At 40.5% G+C, this 16242-nt stretch carries 18 protein-coding genes; 11 read left to right on the top strand and 7 right to left on the bottom strand.

Annotation, left to right across the window (positions count from 1 at the left end):
* Positions 1-262: 262 nt before the first annotated feature.
* The 9 genes from H6G18_RS15725 (at position 263) to H6G18_RS15685 (ending at position 7728) form a co-directional block, all read left to right on the top strand.
* Positions 263-928, top strand: a complete 666-nt coding sequence (locus H6G18_RS15725) for a hypothetical protein (RefSeq protein ID WP_190408038.1) — start codon at positions 263-265, stop codon at positions 926-928.
* Positions 929-1303: 375 nt separating this feature from the next.
* Positions 1304-2452: an alpha/beta hydrolase gene (locus H6G18_RS15720; protein ID WP_190408037.1), complete on the top strand. Its 1149-nt coding sequence runs from the start codon at positions 1304-1306 to the stop codon at positions 2450-2452.
* 91 nt (positions 2453-2543) lie between these two features.
* Positions 2544-3617 (top strand): redoxin domain-containing protein, encoded by a 1074-nt coding sequence (locus tag H6G18_RS15715; RefSeq protein ID WP_190408036.1) that lies wholly within the window; start codon positions 2544-2546, stop codon positions 3615-3617.
* Between the two features lie 105 nt (positions 3618-3722).
* Entirely contained in the window at positions 3723-4079 is a 357-nt protein-coding gene (locus tag H6G18_RS15710) for a hypothetical protein (protein WP_206757216.1), read from the top strand.
* Positions 4080-4197: 118 nt separating this feature from the next.
* Positions 4198-4776, top strand: coding sequence for a hypothetical protein (locus H6G18_RS15705; protein ID WP_190408034.1), 579 nt, complete (start codon positions 4198-4200; stop codon positions 4774-4776).
* A 308-nt stretch (positions 4777-5084) separates the two neighbouring features.
* Positions 5085-5372 carry a type II toxin-antitoxin system HigB family toxin gene (locus H6G18_RS15700; RefSeq protein WP_190408033.1) on the top strand — a complete coding sequence of 96 codons (288 nt, stop codon included), beginning with the start codon at positions 5085-5087 and terminating at the stop codon, positions 5370-5372.
* On the top strand, positions 5372-5617 hold the full coding sequence (locus H6G18_RS15695) for a hypothetical protein (RefSeq protein WP_190408032.1): 246 nt from the start codon (positions 5372-5374) through the stop codon (positions 5615-5617). Before H6G18_RS15700 ends, H6G18_RS15695 begins: the two co-directional genes overlap by 1 nt.
* A gap of 309 nt (positions 5618-5926) precedes the next feature.
* Entirely contained in the window at positions 5927-6685 is a 759-nt protein-coding gene (locus H6G18_RS15690; RefSeq protein WP_190408031.1) for a hypothetical protein, read from the top strand.
* Between the two features lie 128 nt (positions 6686-6813).
* Positions 6814-7728 (top strand): PD-(D/E)XK nuclease domain-containing protein, encoded by a 915-nt coding sequence (locus H6G18_RS15685; RefSeq protein WP_242040351.1) that lies wholly within the window; start codon positions 6814-6816, stop codon positions 7726-7728.
* A 252-nt stretch (positions 7729-7980) separates the two neighbouring features.
* On the opposite strand, the gene nifD is transcribed toward H6G18_RS15685, so the two are convergent.
* Together nifD and nifH are read right to left on the bottom strand one after the other, a co-directional pair.
* Positions 7981-9423 carry a nitrogenase molybdenum-iron protein alpha chain gene (gene nifD, locus H6G18_RS15680; protein ID WP_190408030.1) on the bottom strand — a complete coding sequence of 481 codons (1443 nt, stop codon included), beginning with the start codon at positions 9421-9423 and terminating at the stop codon, positions 7981-7983.
* A gap of 132 nt (positions 9424-9555) precedes the next feature.
* Positions 9556-10443, bottom strand: coding sequence for a nitrogenase iron protein (gene nifH / locus H6G18_RS15675; RefSeq protein ID WP_190408029.1), 888 nt, complete (start codon positions 10441-10443; stop codon positions 9556-9558).
* A 33-nt stretch (positions 10444-10476) separates the two neighbouring features.
* Between nifH and H6G18_RS15670 the strand changes: the two genes are divergently transcribed.
* Positions 10477-10653 carry a hypothetical protein gene (locus H6G18_RS15670; protein ID WP_190408028.1) on the top strand — a complete coding sequence of 59 codons (177 nt, stop codon included), beginning with the start codon at positions 10477-10479 and terminating at the stop codon, positions 10651-10653.
* Positions 10654-10664: 11 nt separating this feature from the next.
* Here H6G18_RS15670 and nifU read toward each other — a convergent pair whose 3' ends face one another.
* The 4 genes from nifU to nifB form a co-directional block, all read right to left on the bottom strand.
* Positions 10665-11567, bottom strand: a complete 903-nt coding sequence (gene nifU / locus H6G18_RS15665) for a Fe-S cluster assembly protein NifU (protein ID WP_010995627.1) — start codon at positions 11565-11567, stop codon at positions 10665-10667.
* Positions 11568-11705: 138 nt separating this feature from the next.
* Positions 11706-12908 (bottom strand): cysteine desulfurase NifS, encoded by a 1203-nt coding sequence (gene nifS, locus H6G18_RS15660; RefSeq protein ID WP_190408027.1) that lies wholly within the window; start codon positions 12906-12908, stop codon positions 11706-11708.
* A gap of 2 nt (positions 12909-12910) precedes the next feature.
* A complete protein-coding gene (locus tag H6G18_RS15655; RefSeq protein ID WP_190408026.1) occupies positions 12911-13261 on the bottom strand; it encodes a DUF362 domain-containing protein in 351 nt (116 codons plus the stop codon).
* A gap of 94 nt (positions 13262-13355) precedes the next feature.
* Positions 13356-14783, bottom strand: a complete 1428-nt coding sequence (nifB, locus tag H6G18_RS15650) for a nitrogenase cofactor biosynthesis protein NifB (protein WP_190408025.1) — start codon at positions 14781-14783, stop codon at positions 13356-13358.
* Here nifB and H6G18_RS15645 point away from each other — a divergent pair.
* On the top strand, positions 14777-14962 hold the full coding sequence (locus H6G18_RS15645; RefSeq protein WP_190408024.1) for a hypothetical protein: 186 nt from the start codon (positions 14777-14779) through the stop codon (positions 14960-14962). The two genes, nifB and H6G18_RS15645, sit on opposite strands and share 7 nt — an antisense overlap.
* Before the next feature lie 765 nt (positions 14963-15727).
* Here the strand turns inward: H6G18_RS15645 and H6G18_RS25065 are convergent.
* On the bottom strand, positions 15728-15859 hold the full coding sequence (locus tag H6G18_RS25065) for a hypothetical protein (protein WP_277875599.1): 132 nt from the start codon (positions 15857-15859) through the stop codon (positions 15728-15730).
* Between the last annotated feature and the right edge of the window lie 383 nt (positions 15860-16242).

The raw sequence follows: 16242 nt of genomic DNA, 5'->3' as shown, positions 1-16242 counted from the left end.
TAAGAGCAAAAATTTTAACTTACACTAAGGCTCATCCTGCTCTACTAATAAATATTCGCTAAAACTCTGAATTGAACCATACAGATGAATCGCATTGGCTCTAGGACAACAATCATATTTTGTCACAAATTCAGTTGTAATGTTTTGCCTGCATCTAAATATTAAAACCTATGTAATATTACGTAGGCAAATCCTTATTACCCCTAGTTACAATTGTGAGATTATTTGTATTCTCAAATTGGATAGAGGAGAAAATTGCTAAATGGCTCTTACTGAAAAAATTATTGAATTAGTTCTTGATAAAATTTTGCTTGGTGGCATTGTTTTGGTAGCAGGACACTGGCTTAATCAAAGATTTGAAATATTTAAAAATGAAACTAATGAAAAATATCATCAAAGACAATTAATTGCCGAATTAGAGAATCAACAGAAGCAACAAGTCTCCGAGCTAGAGAATCAGATTTCTATCGCTCGCCATAATGCAGAGATTGGTTTTATAGAAAGACAAATATCTGAGTTCTACTGGCCTATATATTTGAGGCTAGAGAAAGATAATGTTATGTGGAAGCGAATCAAATCTTTGAGTCCTGAACAAAATGTTTTACCTGAAGCTGCAAGTGATGCAATAGAAAAAGAATTTATCTTGAAAAATCATCAAGAAATAGTAGAAATCATAGAGTCAAAAATTCATTTAGCAGAAAAGCAAAATAACAGCAAAGAATTGATGAATGAATTATTAAAATATATTAAACACGTTGCAGTTTATAAAACAATTCGTTCTGTAAAAGAACTACAAAAAATTAATCCAGTTGATTTAAATGAACCATTTCCTGACAAACTTTTTCCATTGATTGAAAGTAATTTTCGGGAGTTGCAAAATAGGTATGAGTATCTGAAGAACATTAAATTTGGAGAATATAATAAATAACACTACTGACGCTGCAAAACTTGAAGTGTAGACAGAGGAATCTTATTTGATGTTTGACACAATCCAAGTATCTGTAGGGTGGGCAATACCCAACGCCACTTGCTACCCTGCGGGAGCACTACGAGCGAATAATCCGGGAAACCCCCTTCAACACAGTGACTCCCCTACTTTTATTTCAGAAATCAAGTATGTATGAATGTCATCGCATAACTTATGCCTTTCGTGAGTTGTGTTGTAAGTTTGCTGGTCTTTATTATTGCAAAAGCCTGAGTTAGACTACTATTGATATGTAATTACCGTAATAATTGCTTGCAAAAGTTATTATTTGTTACTAAAAAAAGAATTATACTGAGGAAAAAGTACTTAATTAATATTATGCAAATTCGCTTCTTTGCGACCAACCGCGATCGCCAAAATCTAGGACGTAATATTGATCGTGATACACGCATTAAATTACAAAAAGGTGGTTATCACTGGGTTGACATGAAGAAATATATGTCTCACTATCTGGAGACTACTGATCCATCAAGTATGCCGAGCGAAGTGATCATCGAAAATTCTCAAGAAACCGTATTTGAAAACTTTCTGTGCAAAGATGCTGTCAAGCGAATTATCATTGGCGTTCATGGTTACAATGTTCCTTTTCATGGTGCATTAACTTCTTTTTCAGTCCTTGCAGACAGCTTAAGTTTAGCCCTGAAGAAACACGATTATACTGTGGTAACAGACCCAGACAAAACTTTTCCAGGAAACCTCGACGACGCTAAACAAGACCTGACTGCTTTTGTGGGATTTTCCTGGCCTTCCAATGGCAGAGTTTTGGATTACCAATCTGATCGAGCTGAATCTATACAAACAGCCCCTGCTTTAGCTAACTTGATCAGCTATATCCGTACCAAAAAAACCCAAACTAAAATTCACATTATTGCTCATAGCATGGGCAGTTATCTTGTCTGCAAGATGTTGAATAGCTTAGTTGAAGAAAGGTTTAGACCGATTTACATCAATGACGAAATAGAACAAGAATTAAAGAGACTAGATAAGGGTGGAGATAATTCTTACTTTGTTGATAGTTATGTAATGCTGGCTCCTGATGTAGAACGTCGGGAAGTGACCAAATGCTATGTGAATAGTTCTGTGGGAAATCCTTTTATTGGTGAATTTTATTCTGGACTTGAACATCTAGTGCAGAAAACTCATGTGTTCTACTCTCGTTACGATAATGCGTTAAAGGCCTCCGTAGTTGAAAAAGATACTATCCGTGAATCATTACAGAAGGGGTTGGAGTTATTCACAGGCCCCGACCTGAAAAAACGCTGGGAGAGCAGCTTAGGTCTTAATCCCTTACCAGCCTTAGCTCCCAACAATATGTACAGCTACAATGCAACAGCCTTGACCAATCGACCAATCGACCACGGTGACTATTTCGATGCTCCAGCAATCATCGAAAAGATCGCAGAGATTATCATTGAAGCAGACAAGAATATTAGTAGTCTCCCGGATATTCCCTGGAGTTTTATTTAGTTAAGCGAGCGATCGCATCTAGTTGAATGAAACTTGAGAAAAGATATGATTCTGAAGTAAATTTTTGACATTATTTAGGTGGAAAACCGGAATGTTTTTACCAGAGGGAGTACCGGCTCCGTGGTTTCAAGCGGTTTGTACAAGCAATCCAACTTATCACTTTAACTCGATTGCCGGTCGTTACGTCTTGCTCTGTTTCTTCGGTTCAGCTAACAATCCAGTTAGCCAGATGATACTGCAAGATTTTATGCAGCATCGAGATATTTTTGATGACGACAAATGCTGTTTCTTCGGCGTAAGTATTGACCCTGATGATCAGCAATTAGCACGAGTGCAACCCCAGTTACCCGGAATACGATTTTTCTGGGATTTTGACCAGAATATTAGCCAAAAATTTGGTGTCTTGGAGCCATCAGGTACTTATCTTCAATGTACTTATCTACTCGATGAACGTTTAAGGGTTTTAGAAGTCTTTCCCTTTAATTCCCAACCTGAAACCCACGTCGCTCAATTGATCTCTATTCTCTCTCGTTTACCTGCACTACCAGTTGGGAATGCTGTCATACAAGCTCCTATTCTAGTTGTGCCACGCATATTTGAACCAGAATTGTGTCAAGCGTTGATTGCTTACTACAATCAACATGGAGGAGAAAAATCAGGATTCATGCGCCAGGTTGAGGAACTTACCGTTGCTGTCAGCGACGACAGTTTTAAGCGTCGCCGAGACCAGGAAATTTTGGATGAAAAGCTGAAAAATGCGGCTATGTATCGTATTCATGACCGTCTGGTTCCAGAAATTAAGAAGGCATTTCAGTTTGATGCAACTCGCATTGAACGACATATTATATCTTGCTATGACAGTACTACTGGTGGTTTTTTCCGCCCTCACCGCGACAACACAACAAAAGGCACAGCACACAGGAAATTTGCCGTATCGTTAAATTTGAATACTGGAGAATATGAAGGTGGGTTGCTGCGTTTTCCTGAGTTTGGACAGTTGACATACAATGCTCCAGCCGGAGGTGCTGTGGTGTTTTCCTGTTCATTACTGCATGAAGCAACTGCTGTTACTCAAGGTCGTCGTTATGCTTACTTACCATTTTTGTATGACGATGCGGCTGCTAAGATTCGGCAAATGAACCAACAGTTTTTAGCATCTGAATAAAGCCAAAAATCTCAGTTATCTAATCGCGGTCTAATGATAACATTAGATGTACTTCAGGATGTCTGCATAAGCAAGCAAAACATAATGGACAGATGGTTCCGGTATGTGTTGATATCAACTGCAATTTTCAATTTATTTGGAGCAGTGATATTTGCATTACCCATATTTGGTCAAGAAAAACTCTCAGCACTACCTCAAAATACTCATCCCCTGTATTTATGGATTATCTCGTCTTGGATTTTCATACTTGGTGTGGCGTACTTGTGGCTGGCTTTTGCTGACAAACCTGAGCCATTATTCATCGCAGTAGCCGCCGCAGCTAAATTAGCGATCGCCCTGATATTTTTCACATTTTGGATGCTTGGTGAACTCAAATTTAGTTTTGTATTGTCTGGGTGTGTGGATTTATTTTATGCGATGGTCTTTATCTACTGGCTGCTTCAAACCAGTCAAAAAACTTAGCCATCCCCAAATATACAATTTGCTACTATTAAAAAACTAGGGAATTGCTTACGACCCAAACTAGGCAAAAACCTCTAGTCGGAGACCATCGCCACAATAGCAGATTTGCAAAAACATTATGGCAAAGCGCAAAAAAAGCAATCTCCAGTGGATCAAAGAAACCCTCGACCTAAAACCAGACCATCACTGGGAAGCACCAGATGGCTACAAAATATTTGTTGCTGGTCGGGGTGCTGTGCGCTTCAACGTCCCTCAGGACTGGTTTTTTGAGCCACAAGAAAACTCTTTCAAGTTCAGTGATAAAAAACCGCCTAACGATGATTGCTGTCTGGAAGTATCCTTTAATCAACTTCCCCCTAACGACTGGAGTCTATTTCCCCTTAAACCTACCTTGAGGAAAGTAGTAGAAGACGATGGACGTGATGTGATTGAAAAAGGAGAAATCATTAGCCTCAAGCGCCAAACCGCCAAAATAGTTTGGACAGAACTAAAATTCATCGACACTCAAGAAGAACCACGGGAAGCTTTTTCGCGGATTTGCATTGGTTTGGGGTCAAATGTGCAATGCTTAATTACATTCGAGTTTTGGGCAGATCAAGCAGAGCAAATGACACCCGTTTGGGATGAGGTGATGCGTAGTCTCACACTGGGTCTGTATATCCGTGACCCCAGGACTGGTTTAGCTTTCCCAGACTGAGCCACAGCAAAAAATCTTATCCATATTACCTCAGTTAGACGAAATTGCTTAAATTGAACCACTATAAAACCAATGGGCGATCGCCTACAACCGACAGTCGGTCATTGCATAGCTAATCAAGGTCATTGCATGATGTTTATTGGCTGCGTTAGCGTAGCTTACCGTAGGTATCGCTCTATCCCGTAAACTAGTTTTATTAACGCACAATCATCGAGATTTCAAAAAAGTACCCGGATTGTTAATTGAGGATTGGACTTTTTAAATAGCTTTTTGAGAGATATAATCATCATGAAATGTAGAGCTTGCAAATGCACGTAATCACTCGCAAACGGCTGAATGAATTTGCCAAACTTCATCCTGATACAAAAAACGCTCTGACTCAATGGTATCAATTGGTAAAGGGGAATGAATTTTCTTCATTTGTCGAACTCCGAGAAATTTTTCCATCCGCAGATAAAGTAGGTAAATTGACTGTATTTAATATTGGGGGAAACAAAGTTAGACTGATTGCAGCAATTCATTACAACCACCAAAAACTTTACATCAGGGCTGTGTTAACGCATTCAGAATATGATGAAGGAAAGTGGAAGGAATAATGCAAAGTTTTAACATCGACCAAACTATCATTGCCTGGTCATCCATTGCCGAAAATGTTTTTGTTCCTCATACTGAAGAGGAATATGAGCGATTAGTGGAGATGCTAGATGGTCTCATTGATCAAGTTGGTGAAGACGAAAATCATCCGCTTGCCTCACTGATGGAAGTTATTGGTGTTTTAATTGAAAACTACGAAGATGAACATATTCCTCAGTTACACTCAGTTAGGGTCAACTTGGAATGATCACTCCCGCTATTATTCAATTAACCGGGAACCTTGGCAATCAGCCAGCCATGCCTTTATCTGTATCTGCTGAAATTGCAGATTTCGCAGCAGTCAAGTTAGTATTTGCATGGGTGCGTAGCCCGCCGTCAACATTACTGAAACTTTTTAAGTGTATATTTAGGAACATTTAAGAGGCTCTATATCTTTGCGCTATATTTAACTATATTTTACTCTGCCTCCACCTTATAAATGTGATTTTCTATTAACTTTTCATTGTCTTAATCCTAGTATGTATAATATTTACATATTGGGTTTATATTTGCGTCTATGCTTGAAGATTACTTTATTAAGTTGGTAGTTATTATCTGCTGGCTAATATTTCCTAGTATATGGATTGGCCATAGAATGAATTGGTTTATAAAGCTTGCAATTTGGTGGAAAGTCAAGGATGAAAAGGATGTTATTTTACCTTCAATTTCTTTTTTCTTTCTACCATTTCTTATTTGTATTGCTTATCAAAGTATTTATCAACTAATAACTAATTCGCACGGAAATAATCATTTTAGCATGGTAATAGATACTGTCATCAAGATAATTCCTATGGCAACTATATGTACATATTTTTTGGATAAAATTAAGAAAGATCAGCAAATTCAACTATCAAAAGATATGTTGTCTTCTGAACTATTTCAGAATTACCTTACTACAAATAATATTTTGTCTTTAATTCAACTATCTAATTTTACAAATATAAATCTTCAAGAAAAACCAATTCAGTGTTTTAGAATTTTATGGTCTACTAAAGCTTATGATAATATTTTTTTATCAATCATTAATATGAAATCAGGTATATACAATGATTTAAGTGAGCTATATAGAAATGCCAATTTGATTATTAATATGTATGGTGAGGATGATACATATAATTCTTACTTTTCTGTATCTGATAATCAGATGCTTATCACCCGATTAAGTCTCTTAATTAATGAACTTTATAGGAACCTTATTTTACTAAATAACAAATCAGAGATTGGATTATTTATATTGGAAAACGTAGAAAAGATGCAGCAAGAGAGGTTATTATAGATTATAAATTTTATCAAATTAATTATATGTAGCTTTATATTTTATATTTTAAAATAATCGTTAATTCTATAAAAAATAAGTTTAAATAAATTAAACTATTACAGTCGTTTTACGAGGGCAGAGAAATCATGCAGCGTTACTTACCTGAAGTTCAAAACTATTTAGGTAGATTTTTTCAAGCTAAATACTTAGAATACTTTGAAGACATGAAAGAATTAAGACCTAATAAGGGTTATGGATTTTACTATAGACATTCTGAAATTTCACAAATAATGTCCAATACTTTTTTCTCAATATCAGAAACATTTTGTGATTTACGCATACCTGAAGGTTTTTCCTCTCCAGAACAACTTGTAACTGCTCTAATAAGATTTCAAAATCTTCTTTTAAGCCAAAACACTATTTTTGCAGATGTATTTGAGCATTATCAAGTAGAAAATAAAGAACCTCCATTTCCTGTATTTGAGATACATAGAATTAACAATGAAGTTCTTAGCGCAGTCAACTATGCTCTATCTTTAGATGAGGTGTACCCTTATTTGTATAAAAAAGATGCTCAAGAAACGCTTTCAGAACAAGCTGTAAACAGGCTTGTTGTAATTTGTCGACGTTTTCATTTAGTTGCTAGACAATTAGAGAGAAGGCGTTTAGATAACAGCAAAGCTAGAGAGACTTTAAAGATTAAAGATGAATATGATGTACAGGACTTACTAAACTCACTTTTAAAAGTCGATTTTGATGATGTTCGTTCAGAAGAGTGGACTCCTAGCTACGCTGGTAGTTCATCAAGAGTTGATTTCTTACTAAAAGCAGAAAAAATAGTTATTGAAGTGAAAAAAACTCGTGAAACATTGACAGATAAGAAAATTGGTGAAGAGTTGGCCATTGATATTATTAGGTATAACAATCATCCAGATTGTAAATACTTGTTTTGTTTTATTTATGATCCAGATGGTTATCTGAATAATCCTAATGGATTGGTTAATGATTTAAAGAATTCTGGCAGCGATAATCTAAATGTGATTGCTGTAGTAAATCCATAGTATTGACTAGCTATTTAAACATTTTTAGTAATTTGTTTGCTGTATCTAAATTATTTGTGTTGATTTTTACTTTTCACAAGCAGGCTATTGAATTGAGATAATAGTCTAAAAAAAATAACTTAAAATAGTATCTAAATTTATATTTTTAATTTCATACAAATTTAATAAAATCTTAAAAGCTAGTCTTCATGAGAGTTATATTATATGTAGTTTCAAACAAACATTGCCCCTACCCAACTCTACAACCTGTATTTAGGCTAAAAATAGACTCTTTTTTCTCCCCTCACCGAAAAATCTTACCTCATCTGACATCTGCACCCCGTCGCTAGGTTCGGAGTAATCCCAAGAGTGCATTTGACGGAAGGGAAGACCCATCTTTTGGAAGACGTACTTCTCTTTAATACCAGAAGCGATTAAATCAGGCTTCTTAGCTTTTACGAACTCTTCAAATTCGTAGGCGGTAACGTCATCGTAAATGATGGTGGCGTTATCGATGTAGTGGGTGGTACGTTTGTAGTCGTCGTTGTGAGCGAATTCGTAACCAGTACCAACTACTTTGATACCCAAGTCTTCAAAAGCGGGAACAACGTGACGAGGACGTAGACCACCTACGTACAACATGACGGTGTTACCTTCTAGGCGAGGACGGTATTTCTCAAGTACAGAGTTCATTACTGGTGTGTACTTAGCAATTACCTTCTCAGCGTTTTCTTGAATCTTGGAGTCAAACTTAGCTGCGATTTCACGCAAAGATGCAGCAATCTTGGTAGGACCGAAGAAGTTGAACTCCATCCAAGGCATACCATATTTTTCTTCCAAACTACGGCAGATGTAGTTCATGGAACGGTAGCAGTGGATGAGGACTAACTTAGCAGCAGGCCCTTGGATCAACTCGTTAAGAGTACCATCACCAGACCACTGAGCTACAACGCGTAAGCCCATTTCTTCCAACAACATCCGGCTGGCCCAAGCATCACCACCGATGTTGTAGTCACCGATTAGAGCTACATCATAAGGGCTTGGCTCGAAGTCAAGTCTGTTTTCTTTCTTGAGCTTGTCGTATTCTGGGAAAATCCAGTCACGGATAGCGTCGTTAGCGATGTGGTGTCCTAAAGACTGAGATACACCACGGAAACCTTCGCAACGTAAGGGTATAACAGGCTTACCAATTTGCTTAGAAGTTTTCTTAGCAACAGCTTCGATGTCATCCCCAATTAGACCGATGGGACATTCAGATTGAATGGAAACACCACGGTTGAGAGGGAAAAGAACGTCGAGTTCTTCAATGAGTTTAATGAGTTTTTTGTCACCACCAAACACGATGTCGCGTTCTTGGAAGTCGGAGGTGAAGTGCATGGTACCGAAAGAGTTGATACCAGTTACACCAACGTAGTAGTTACGACGACCAGACCAAGACCAGTAACCACAACCTACGGGACCGTGGCTGATGTGGATCATGTCCTTAATAGGACCCCAAACCACACCCTTAGAACCTGCATAAGCACAACCACGGGCGGTCATTACACCAGGAACGGATTTGATGTTAGACTTAACGCCGCAATCAGACTTGTTTTCTTCGTGGACGTTGAGGTGCTTTTCGCGTTTTTTGCGAGATTTTTCGGGATAAGCTTTGAGAACTTCTTGAATAAGTTCCTTATTTTCTTCTACAAGATTCTTGTTTTCTGGAGGTGTCATATCTGCCTCAGTGACTCTTACGAATGGGGAAATAGAAATATATTTGGGAGAGTGAGGAGTCGGGAAGGGAGAGTGGGAAGAGGAATTGCTTCCTCATCTTCCTGTCTCCGTGTCTCCTGATTACGGCATTACCTATTTGGTAGCTTCTGCGGGCTTACCAATGATCTCTGCGTGCTTAGAATCATCGTCAAGGATACCGTATTCGATCAACAGTGCTTCCAGTTCATCCATTTCAATTGGTGTAGGAATGGTGAGCTTGTCGTTGTTGATGATTTTCTTAGCTAATGCGCGGTATTCTTGACCTTGGTTGCTGTCAGGTGCGTACTCGTTAACAGTCATCCGACGCAATTCAGCGTGTTGAACGATGTTGTCACGGGGTACGAAGTGAATCATTTGGGTATTCAAACGTTCAGCCAAGTTTTCAATCAATTCAGCTTCCCGGTCTGTTTTACGGCTGTTACAAATCAAGCCACCCAAGCGCACACCACCGGAGTGAGCATATTTCAAAATACCGCGAGCGATGTTGTTTGCAGCGTACATCGCCATCATTTCACCAGAAGTAACGATGTAGATTTCTTGTGCTTTACCTTCACGGATAGGCATAGCGAAACCACCACATACAACGTCACCTAATACGTCGTAGGATACGAAGTCTAGGTCTTGGTAAGCACCGTTTTCTTCTAAGAAGTTAATAGCGGTGATGATACCACGACCAGCGCAACCTACACCGGGTTCTGGACCACCAGATTCTACGCACTTAACACCACGGAAACCGGTGAGCATTACTTCTTCGAGTTCTAAGTCTTCTACTGCACCACGTTCAGCAGCCAAGTGAAGAACGGTGGTTTGAGCTTTAGCGTGCAGCATCAAACGGGTGGAGTCAGCTTTAGGGTCGCAACCTACAATCATGATGCGCTGACCCATTTCTGCCATAGCTGCTAGGGTATTTTGAGAGGTGGTAGATTTACCAATACCGCCTTTACCGTAGAAAGCTATCTGTCTAATGTTTTCGTCAGTCATGGTTCTCTTTTCCTGCTAGTGGTTGGTTAGTTGGTGGGTCTTTGCGTTTGTTTGTTGGCTGCTCATGCCTGGTTGAGCTTTGGCAGTGAGCCTCATGTAGAACGTCGCTATCGGCAAAGTGCCGGGGGCGATCGCTCCACAGAAAAACCATTAGAATTAGTGTTCATGATGGGTTCGTTATGTAGTTGTGAAAGTTCTTTTGGGTGTTAGTTAACTGTTAACTAAACTGCTTCTACTACTAGGCTGGGGTTGATGCGATCGCGTAATCTGGATTCAATCGCTATCTTTAAGGTGGCTGTAGAGCTTGAACAAGAGCCACACGCCCCTTGCAGCACTACTTTGACAATATCGCCGTCTACATCGTAGAGTTCTACATCTCCACCGTCGGCAATCAATACGGGTCTTACTTCTTCGTCTAATACTTTTTGAATGAGGGCAATCTTTTGAACGTTGGTGAGGGGTCGTTTTTGCCCAGAATTAGGAATATTTGTAGGTTTACTTCCGCCTTTATTGTTTAGGTTTGTTGCGGCTTTGTTTTCCTTTACATCTTTAATGATATCATCAATTTTAGCTAAACAGGAACCGCAACCGCCGCCAGCTTTAATGTAATTTGTTACCTGTTCCGCATCAGTGAGGTCATTTTCGATAACTATGCGACGTACTTTATTTTCACTCACACCGAAGCAAGTACAAACTAATGCACCTTCGTCATCTTCATCATGGGCTGCGAGAGGAATACCACGATAATTATAGATAGCAGCTTCCAGAGCTTCTTGCCCCATGACAGAGCAGTGCATTTTGGCTTCTGGCAAGCCACCGAGGTAATCAGCAATGTCTTTATTAGAAACTTTTAGGGCTTCATCTAAAGTCAGACCCTTAATCATTTCAGTTAAAGCGCTAGAAGAAGCGATCGCACTCGTGCAGCCAAAGGTTTGGAAGCGAGAGTCAACAATCTTATCAGATTCAACTTCCACTTTGATGTGCAGTCTCAGTGCATCACCGCAAGCAATACTCCCTACTTCTCCTGTGGCAACCTTCACGCCAGGTTCGCCGTTTTCTTCAATGACTCCCTGATTCTTGGGATCGTAAAACAGTTCTAATACTTTATCTGTGTAGTCCCACATATTTAGTTCCGAGTGCTTAATAATTAGTGCTGAATGGGGGAATGGGTACTGGGGACTGGGTACTGGGAATTGGGAATTACAGATATTTTTTCCCCCTGCTCCCTGCTCCCTGCCCCTCAGCTTCTTCCTATTCCCTAATTAACGATGTGCCAATGTCTGTTCTTGGGCTTGCAGCCAACCCGCTTCATCATTTTTAAAGGGGGAAAGGGCGCGGAGACGTTCGACAATTTCGGGCATGACTTCGATGACGCGATCGATTTGAGCTTCTGTAGTGTAGCGACAAAGACTGAAGCGAATCGAACCGTGGAGGGTGGTGTATGGTAAACCCATTGCCCGGAGGACGTGGGATGGTTCCAGCGACCCAGAGGTACAAGCCGAACCAGACGACGCACAGATGCCATATTTGTTTAAGGAGAGCAGAATTGCTTCGCCTTCGATGTATTTGAAACCGATATTAGTGGTGTTGGGCAATCTCTGCGTAATATCGCCGTTAACTTCGCAGTTAGGGATTTTAGCGAGTAAAGTTTGTTCTAGGCGATCGCGCAGCCTTGTTTCTTTTTTAATCGCTGTTTCTATGTGCAGTAATTCTAATTCTGCGGCTTTACCTAAACCGATAATTCCCGGTACATTCTCTGTACCTGCACGGCGACCGCGTTCTTGATGTCCACCAATTAGTAAGGGGCGGAATCTTACACCGCGACGCACATACAAAGCACCAATCCCTTTAGGTGCGTGGATTTTGTGACCAGATATGGTTAACATATCGATGGTGCTGGTCTTCATATTCAGAGGTATCTTACCTACTGCTTGCACAGCATCCACATGGAAGATTGCGCCACGTTCCTTTACCCGTTTCCCAATCTCTTCAATTGGGAATACAGTCCCGGTTTCGTTGTTCGCATACATAATTGTCACCAGGGCGGTGTTACCTGTGAGTGAGGCTTCTAGTTCATCTAGATCCAATTGCCCGTGACTATTTACGGAAAGATAGGTAACAGTATAACCTTGGGTTTCTAGTTGTTTGCAGACATTTAAGACTGCGGGGTGTTCTACCTGAGTAGTAATGATGTGGCGCTTCTCAGGTTGGGCTAACAATGCGGCACGAATGGCAGCATTATCACCCTCAGTTCCACAACTGGTAAAGATAATTTCTGATTCATCGGCTCCCAATAGGGCAGCAACTTGTTCTCTCGCTGTTCTGACTGCCTTTCCTAGTTGCCCACCAAAGGTGTGCATACTAGAAGGATTTCCGTAATAATCGGTCAGGTAGGGCATGATTGCCTCTACAACGTCTGGATCTACCTTAGTGGTAGCATTATTATCGAGATAAATAACACTCATCTTTATACCCCTAAGATTTCACCCTGATGCTTTTGTAGCTGTTCGGAAAATTTCTGAGAATAACAATTAAACCAACGATCCCAATAGTCTTGTTTTTTTGTCAATTTCGCTATAACTCGGTTGTAGTTAGCAAACCAGCCTTCCCAATAATCGCTAGGTACTTTAACGCAACCATCGCAGGTGGGACAACCAGCTTTACATTGAGGTACGGTGTAGACGCTATCAACGCAGTTTGTACACAGTTCGGAGTCAATCCAGTGTTGTCCGTTTTCAGCGATCTTAATTGCACCAGTGGGACATACAGACGAACAGAGCTTGCAGGAAATACATTGGCTGGTGATGGTGTAAGCCATGATTATTCTCCTTGTTGATTGGGGATTGGAGATTGGGGATTGGGTATCGAGGATTGGGGATTGGGTAATTTGCCTAGTCCCCAGTCCCTAGTCCCTAGCCCTTATTCCATTGCTCGTAAAACTCTAAAGCAACCTTCTCAATCACGTCGTAAGCTTCAACAGTCTGTATACCAGCTTGGAGCAGTTTTTCTTTGGGAGATTCGCCAATCTTGGAAACCAAAACTGCTTTACAATCTGCGATAGTTTTAACAATATTGTCAAATGTGGCTTCTTCGCCGTATCCACCTTGACAATAATGGTCAACCTTGCGATGACTGATAAAGCGAACTTCACTACCGTCTACTTCGTAAACCTGGAATTCCTTGGCGTGACCGAAGTGTTGGTTAACTAATCCACCGCCTTTGGTTGCTATTGCAACTAAGATTTTCGGATTGTTAGCTGTTTTTTCTTTGCCAGCTAGGACTTTTTCTTTGGCTACTTTTAGTTCTACTCTAAATTTCTCAATACCTTCATGGACTTCTTGACGTTTGTCGAAGTCATATTCTGGAGCCATTTCGAGGAACTTATCTTTGGTAAATTCCTGGCTACGGTCTTCGCCTAACAAGCCTACAGCATCGGCGCGGCACTGGCGGCAATGGCGCATCATTTTCATGTTGCCAGAGCATTGGTCTTGCACTCCCTTGAGTTCTTTCTGTGAAGGGCCGCGTTGACCGGTTAAGCCGAAGTGTGTACCGTGTTCTGGTGCAGAAATTAGGGGCATGATGTTGTGCAAGAATGCACCGTTTTCCCGAATCATCTTGTTGACTTCAACTAGATGTTGGTCGTTAATGCCAGGAATCATCACGGAGTTGACTTTGCACAAGATATCAGCTTCTCTCAGGGCTTGTAAGCCTTCCATCTGCTTTTCTAGCAGAATTTTCGCACCTTCTACACCCCTGTAACGTTTACGCTTGTAGTGAACCCAAGAATAAATCTGTGCGCCGATTTCTGGGTCGATGGTGTTCAGGGTAATTGTAACGTGGTCGATATTTAGTTGTTTAATGCGATCGACATATTCCGGCAGCATCAAACCATTGGTTGATAGACACAGCTTAATATCTGGTGCTTTGTCTGCAATCAACTCAAAGGTGCGGAAAGTCTTTTCTGGGTTTGCCAGAGGATCGCCAGGGCCAGCAATTCCCAAAACTGTCATTTGGGGAATTTTGCCTGCAATTACTAAGACTTTATGTGCTGCTTCTTCTGGTGTGAGTAATTCACTAACTACCCCAGGACGGCTTTCGTTAGCGCAGTCATATTTACGGTTGCAGTAGTTGCATTGAATGTTGCAAGCAGGAGCCACTGCAACGTGCATTCTCGCGTAATGATGGTGAGCTTCTTCGCTGTAGCAGGGATGTTTAGCAATGCGTTCTTGGAGCTTTTCGTCCATTTCCACGGTGGTGCTGCTGTCGCAACCGCAACCACCTGATTTTGCTGTGGTAGGTGTCGATTCAGTAACGGAGGAGTCTGTAACCTTTAGTGTCATTGAATTTCGCAAATGTCGGTAGTGGACTAGCTGCCCTGTGGGAGATGCCGTTGCTGATGGTCTTTGCCCTAAGGATTGAAGTCGCGTCTGCCACATTGCCTGTAGCGGCTTCGCTGAGTAGGGCAGGCTTTGAAGTCCTTGGGTTTCGGCTGGTGTGTGTCAACTTGGGGTCTTGGTAGAATTTATATGTACAGCCGCGACTTCTATTCCAGATGGCATAGTGCTATCTCATCCCTCCACTCACTTTTCGTTTTCGTTTTATGTAGAAGCGTTAAGTGATTGGCGATATAAGATTTATAGCAGTCGTCTTTGACTATTACAGTTTGTATCTCTGGAATAGAATTTATTGGATTTATTAGAGTTGTACTCAAAATCCCAAATGATGATGTTGAAGGGATTTCAAGAAATTTTAAAAGTTTTTTCAGGTAGGGGTTCTAGTATTTTCTAGTTGGGGTACGAGTATTTATGGCAAGGGGTTCAGGATCTAGTTGTACTCATTTGTAACCCAATCACAGCAAGTAATTGAGGGCTGTTTGGGCTAATTGTTAACTATACAATTTTGTACTCAGACCCTCTTTAAATATTGCTGAAAGTCATTATTTGCAAGGGATTTAGGAGGGAAAAACTGGAGTAGATTACGTTGTACTACTCCAGATACGTGCGAAATTCAATTCTGTATCCAACATATCATTTTTTTTCAGGGAAAAATGTAATTCATATTTTTTTAATGTTTTATTTAAAATGATATTCAATTAGGGTTGTAAACCTTATATGACAAGCTATACAGGCTCATACAAAGAATATTATTAATGCAGATTATTTTCAATAAATTTAATATTTTCTCTCTTTTTTTTCTAGGTTAAAATACTCTCAAAGGTTAAAACTTAATTTTCTTAATGTAGAAAAAATAGAACGAATGTTCTATTTTTTCCTATTTCAGATTGTTATGCTTCCACAGCTTGAGGAGACTTTGGCATCATGGATGGATCGATCGCAATCCCCAAGCCTTCAGCTACACGGCGACCATAATTCACGTCTGCTCCGATAAAGTTCTCCGGCTTGGGTGTAGTCGTCATTTCCTGGGCGGTGGTCAAGAAGAGGAAAAGGGGCAGGGGGCAAGGGGGAAGACCGGGATGGAGCTTGGACTGCGCCCCGTATAAGCGTCCTAGAAGGACGGGGCTTGTACCCATGTTCCGCTCCGCTCCACGCAGAGGGGAAGGGCTTGTTCCCCCTGCTCCCTGCTCCCTTCCCCCCTGCCTCTTCCGGTCATAGCGATCGCTTTTCATTCACATTGCCTAAATCCAAGACTGGCTAGGCATAAGCACAGTGGATCAAGTTTGAACTCATGAATTACGCCTAATGTGAATTAAGAAAAAAGGCGGGAGAAGTAAGAAGATGAAAGTTACCAGCTTCTCAAATCAAACTTCCCCCATGACTAGCATAAACTTTGGAACGCTAT

It is taken from the genome of Anabaena subtropica FACHB-260 (genome assembly GCF_014697105.1).
GTDB classification, from domain to species: domain Bacteria; phylum Cyanobacteriota; class Cyanobacteriia; order Cyanobacteriales; family Nostocaceae; genus Trichormus; species Trichormus subtropicus.
Note: the sequence above shows the minus strand (reverse complement) of the source record. Positions and strands in the feature narration are given on the sequence as shown.

Bases quoted from the DNA above. Each gene is read 5' to 3' on its own strand.
- H6G18_RS15725 (WP_190408038.1), top strand. From the start codon at position 263: ATGGCTCTTACTGAAAAAATTATTGAATTAGTTCTTGATAAAATTTTG.
- H6G18_RS15720 (WP_190408037.1), top strand. From the start codon at position 1,304: ATGCAAATTCGCTTCTTTGCGACCAACCGCGATCGCCAAAATCTAGGA.
- H6G18_RS15715 (WP_190408036.1), top strand. From the start codon at position 2,544: ATGTTTTTACCAGAGGGAGTACCGGCTCCGTGGTTTCAAGCGGTTTGT.
- H6G18_RS15705 (WP_190408034.1), top strand. From the start codon at position 4,198: ATGGCAAAGCGCAAAAAAAGCAATCTCCAGTGGATCAAAGAAACCCTC.
- H6G18_RS15700 (WP_190408033.1), top strand. From the start codon at position 5,085: ATGCACGTAATCACTCGCAAACGGCTGAATGAATTTGCCAAACTTCAT.
- H6G18_RS15695 (WP_190408032.1), top strand. From the start codon at position 5,372: ATGCAAAGTTTTAACATCGACCAAACTATCATTGCCTGGTCATCCATT.
- H6G18_RS15690 (WP_190408031.1), top strand. From the start codon at position 5,927: ATGCTTGAAGATTACTTTATTAAGTTGGTAGTTATTATCTGCTGGCTA.
- H6G18_RS15685 (WP_242040351.1), top strand. From the start codon at position 6,814: ATGCAGCGTTACTTACCTGAAGTTCAAAACTATTTAGGTAGATTTTTT.
- nifD (WP_190408030.1), bottom strand. From the start codon at position 9,423: ATGACACCTCCAGAAAACAAGAATCTTGTAGAAGAAAATAAGGAACTT.
- nifH (WP_190408029.1), bottom strand. From the start codon at position 10,443: ATGACTGACGAAAACATTAGACAGATAGCTTTCTACGGTAAAGGCGGT.
- nifU (WP_010995627.1), bottom strand. From the start codon at position 11,567: ATGTGGGACTACACAGATAAAGTATTAGAACTGTTTTACGATCCCAAG.
- nifS (WP_190408027.1), bottom strand. From the start codon at position 12,908: ATGAGTGTTATTTATCTCGATAATAATGCTACCACTAAGGTAGATCCA.
- H6G18_RS15655 (WP_190408026.1), bottom strand. From the start codon at position 13,261: ATGGCTTACACCATCACCAGCCAATGTATTTCCTGCAAGCTCTGTTCG.
- nifB (WP_190408025.1), bottom strand. From the start codon at position 14,783: ATGACACTAAAGGTTACAGACTCCTCCGTTACTGAATCGACACCTACC.
- H6G18_RS25065 (WP_277875599.1), bottom strand. From the start codon at position 15,859: ATGACGACTACACCCAAGCCGGAGAACTTTATCGGAGCAGACGTGAAT.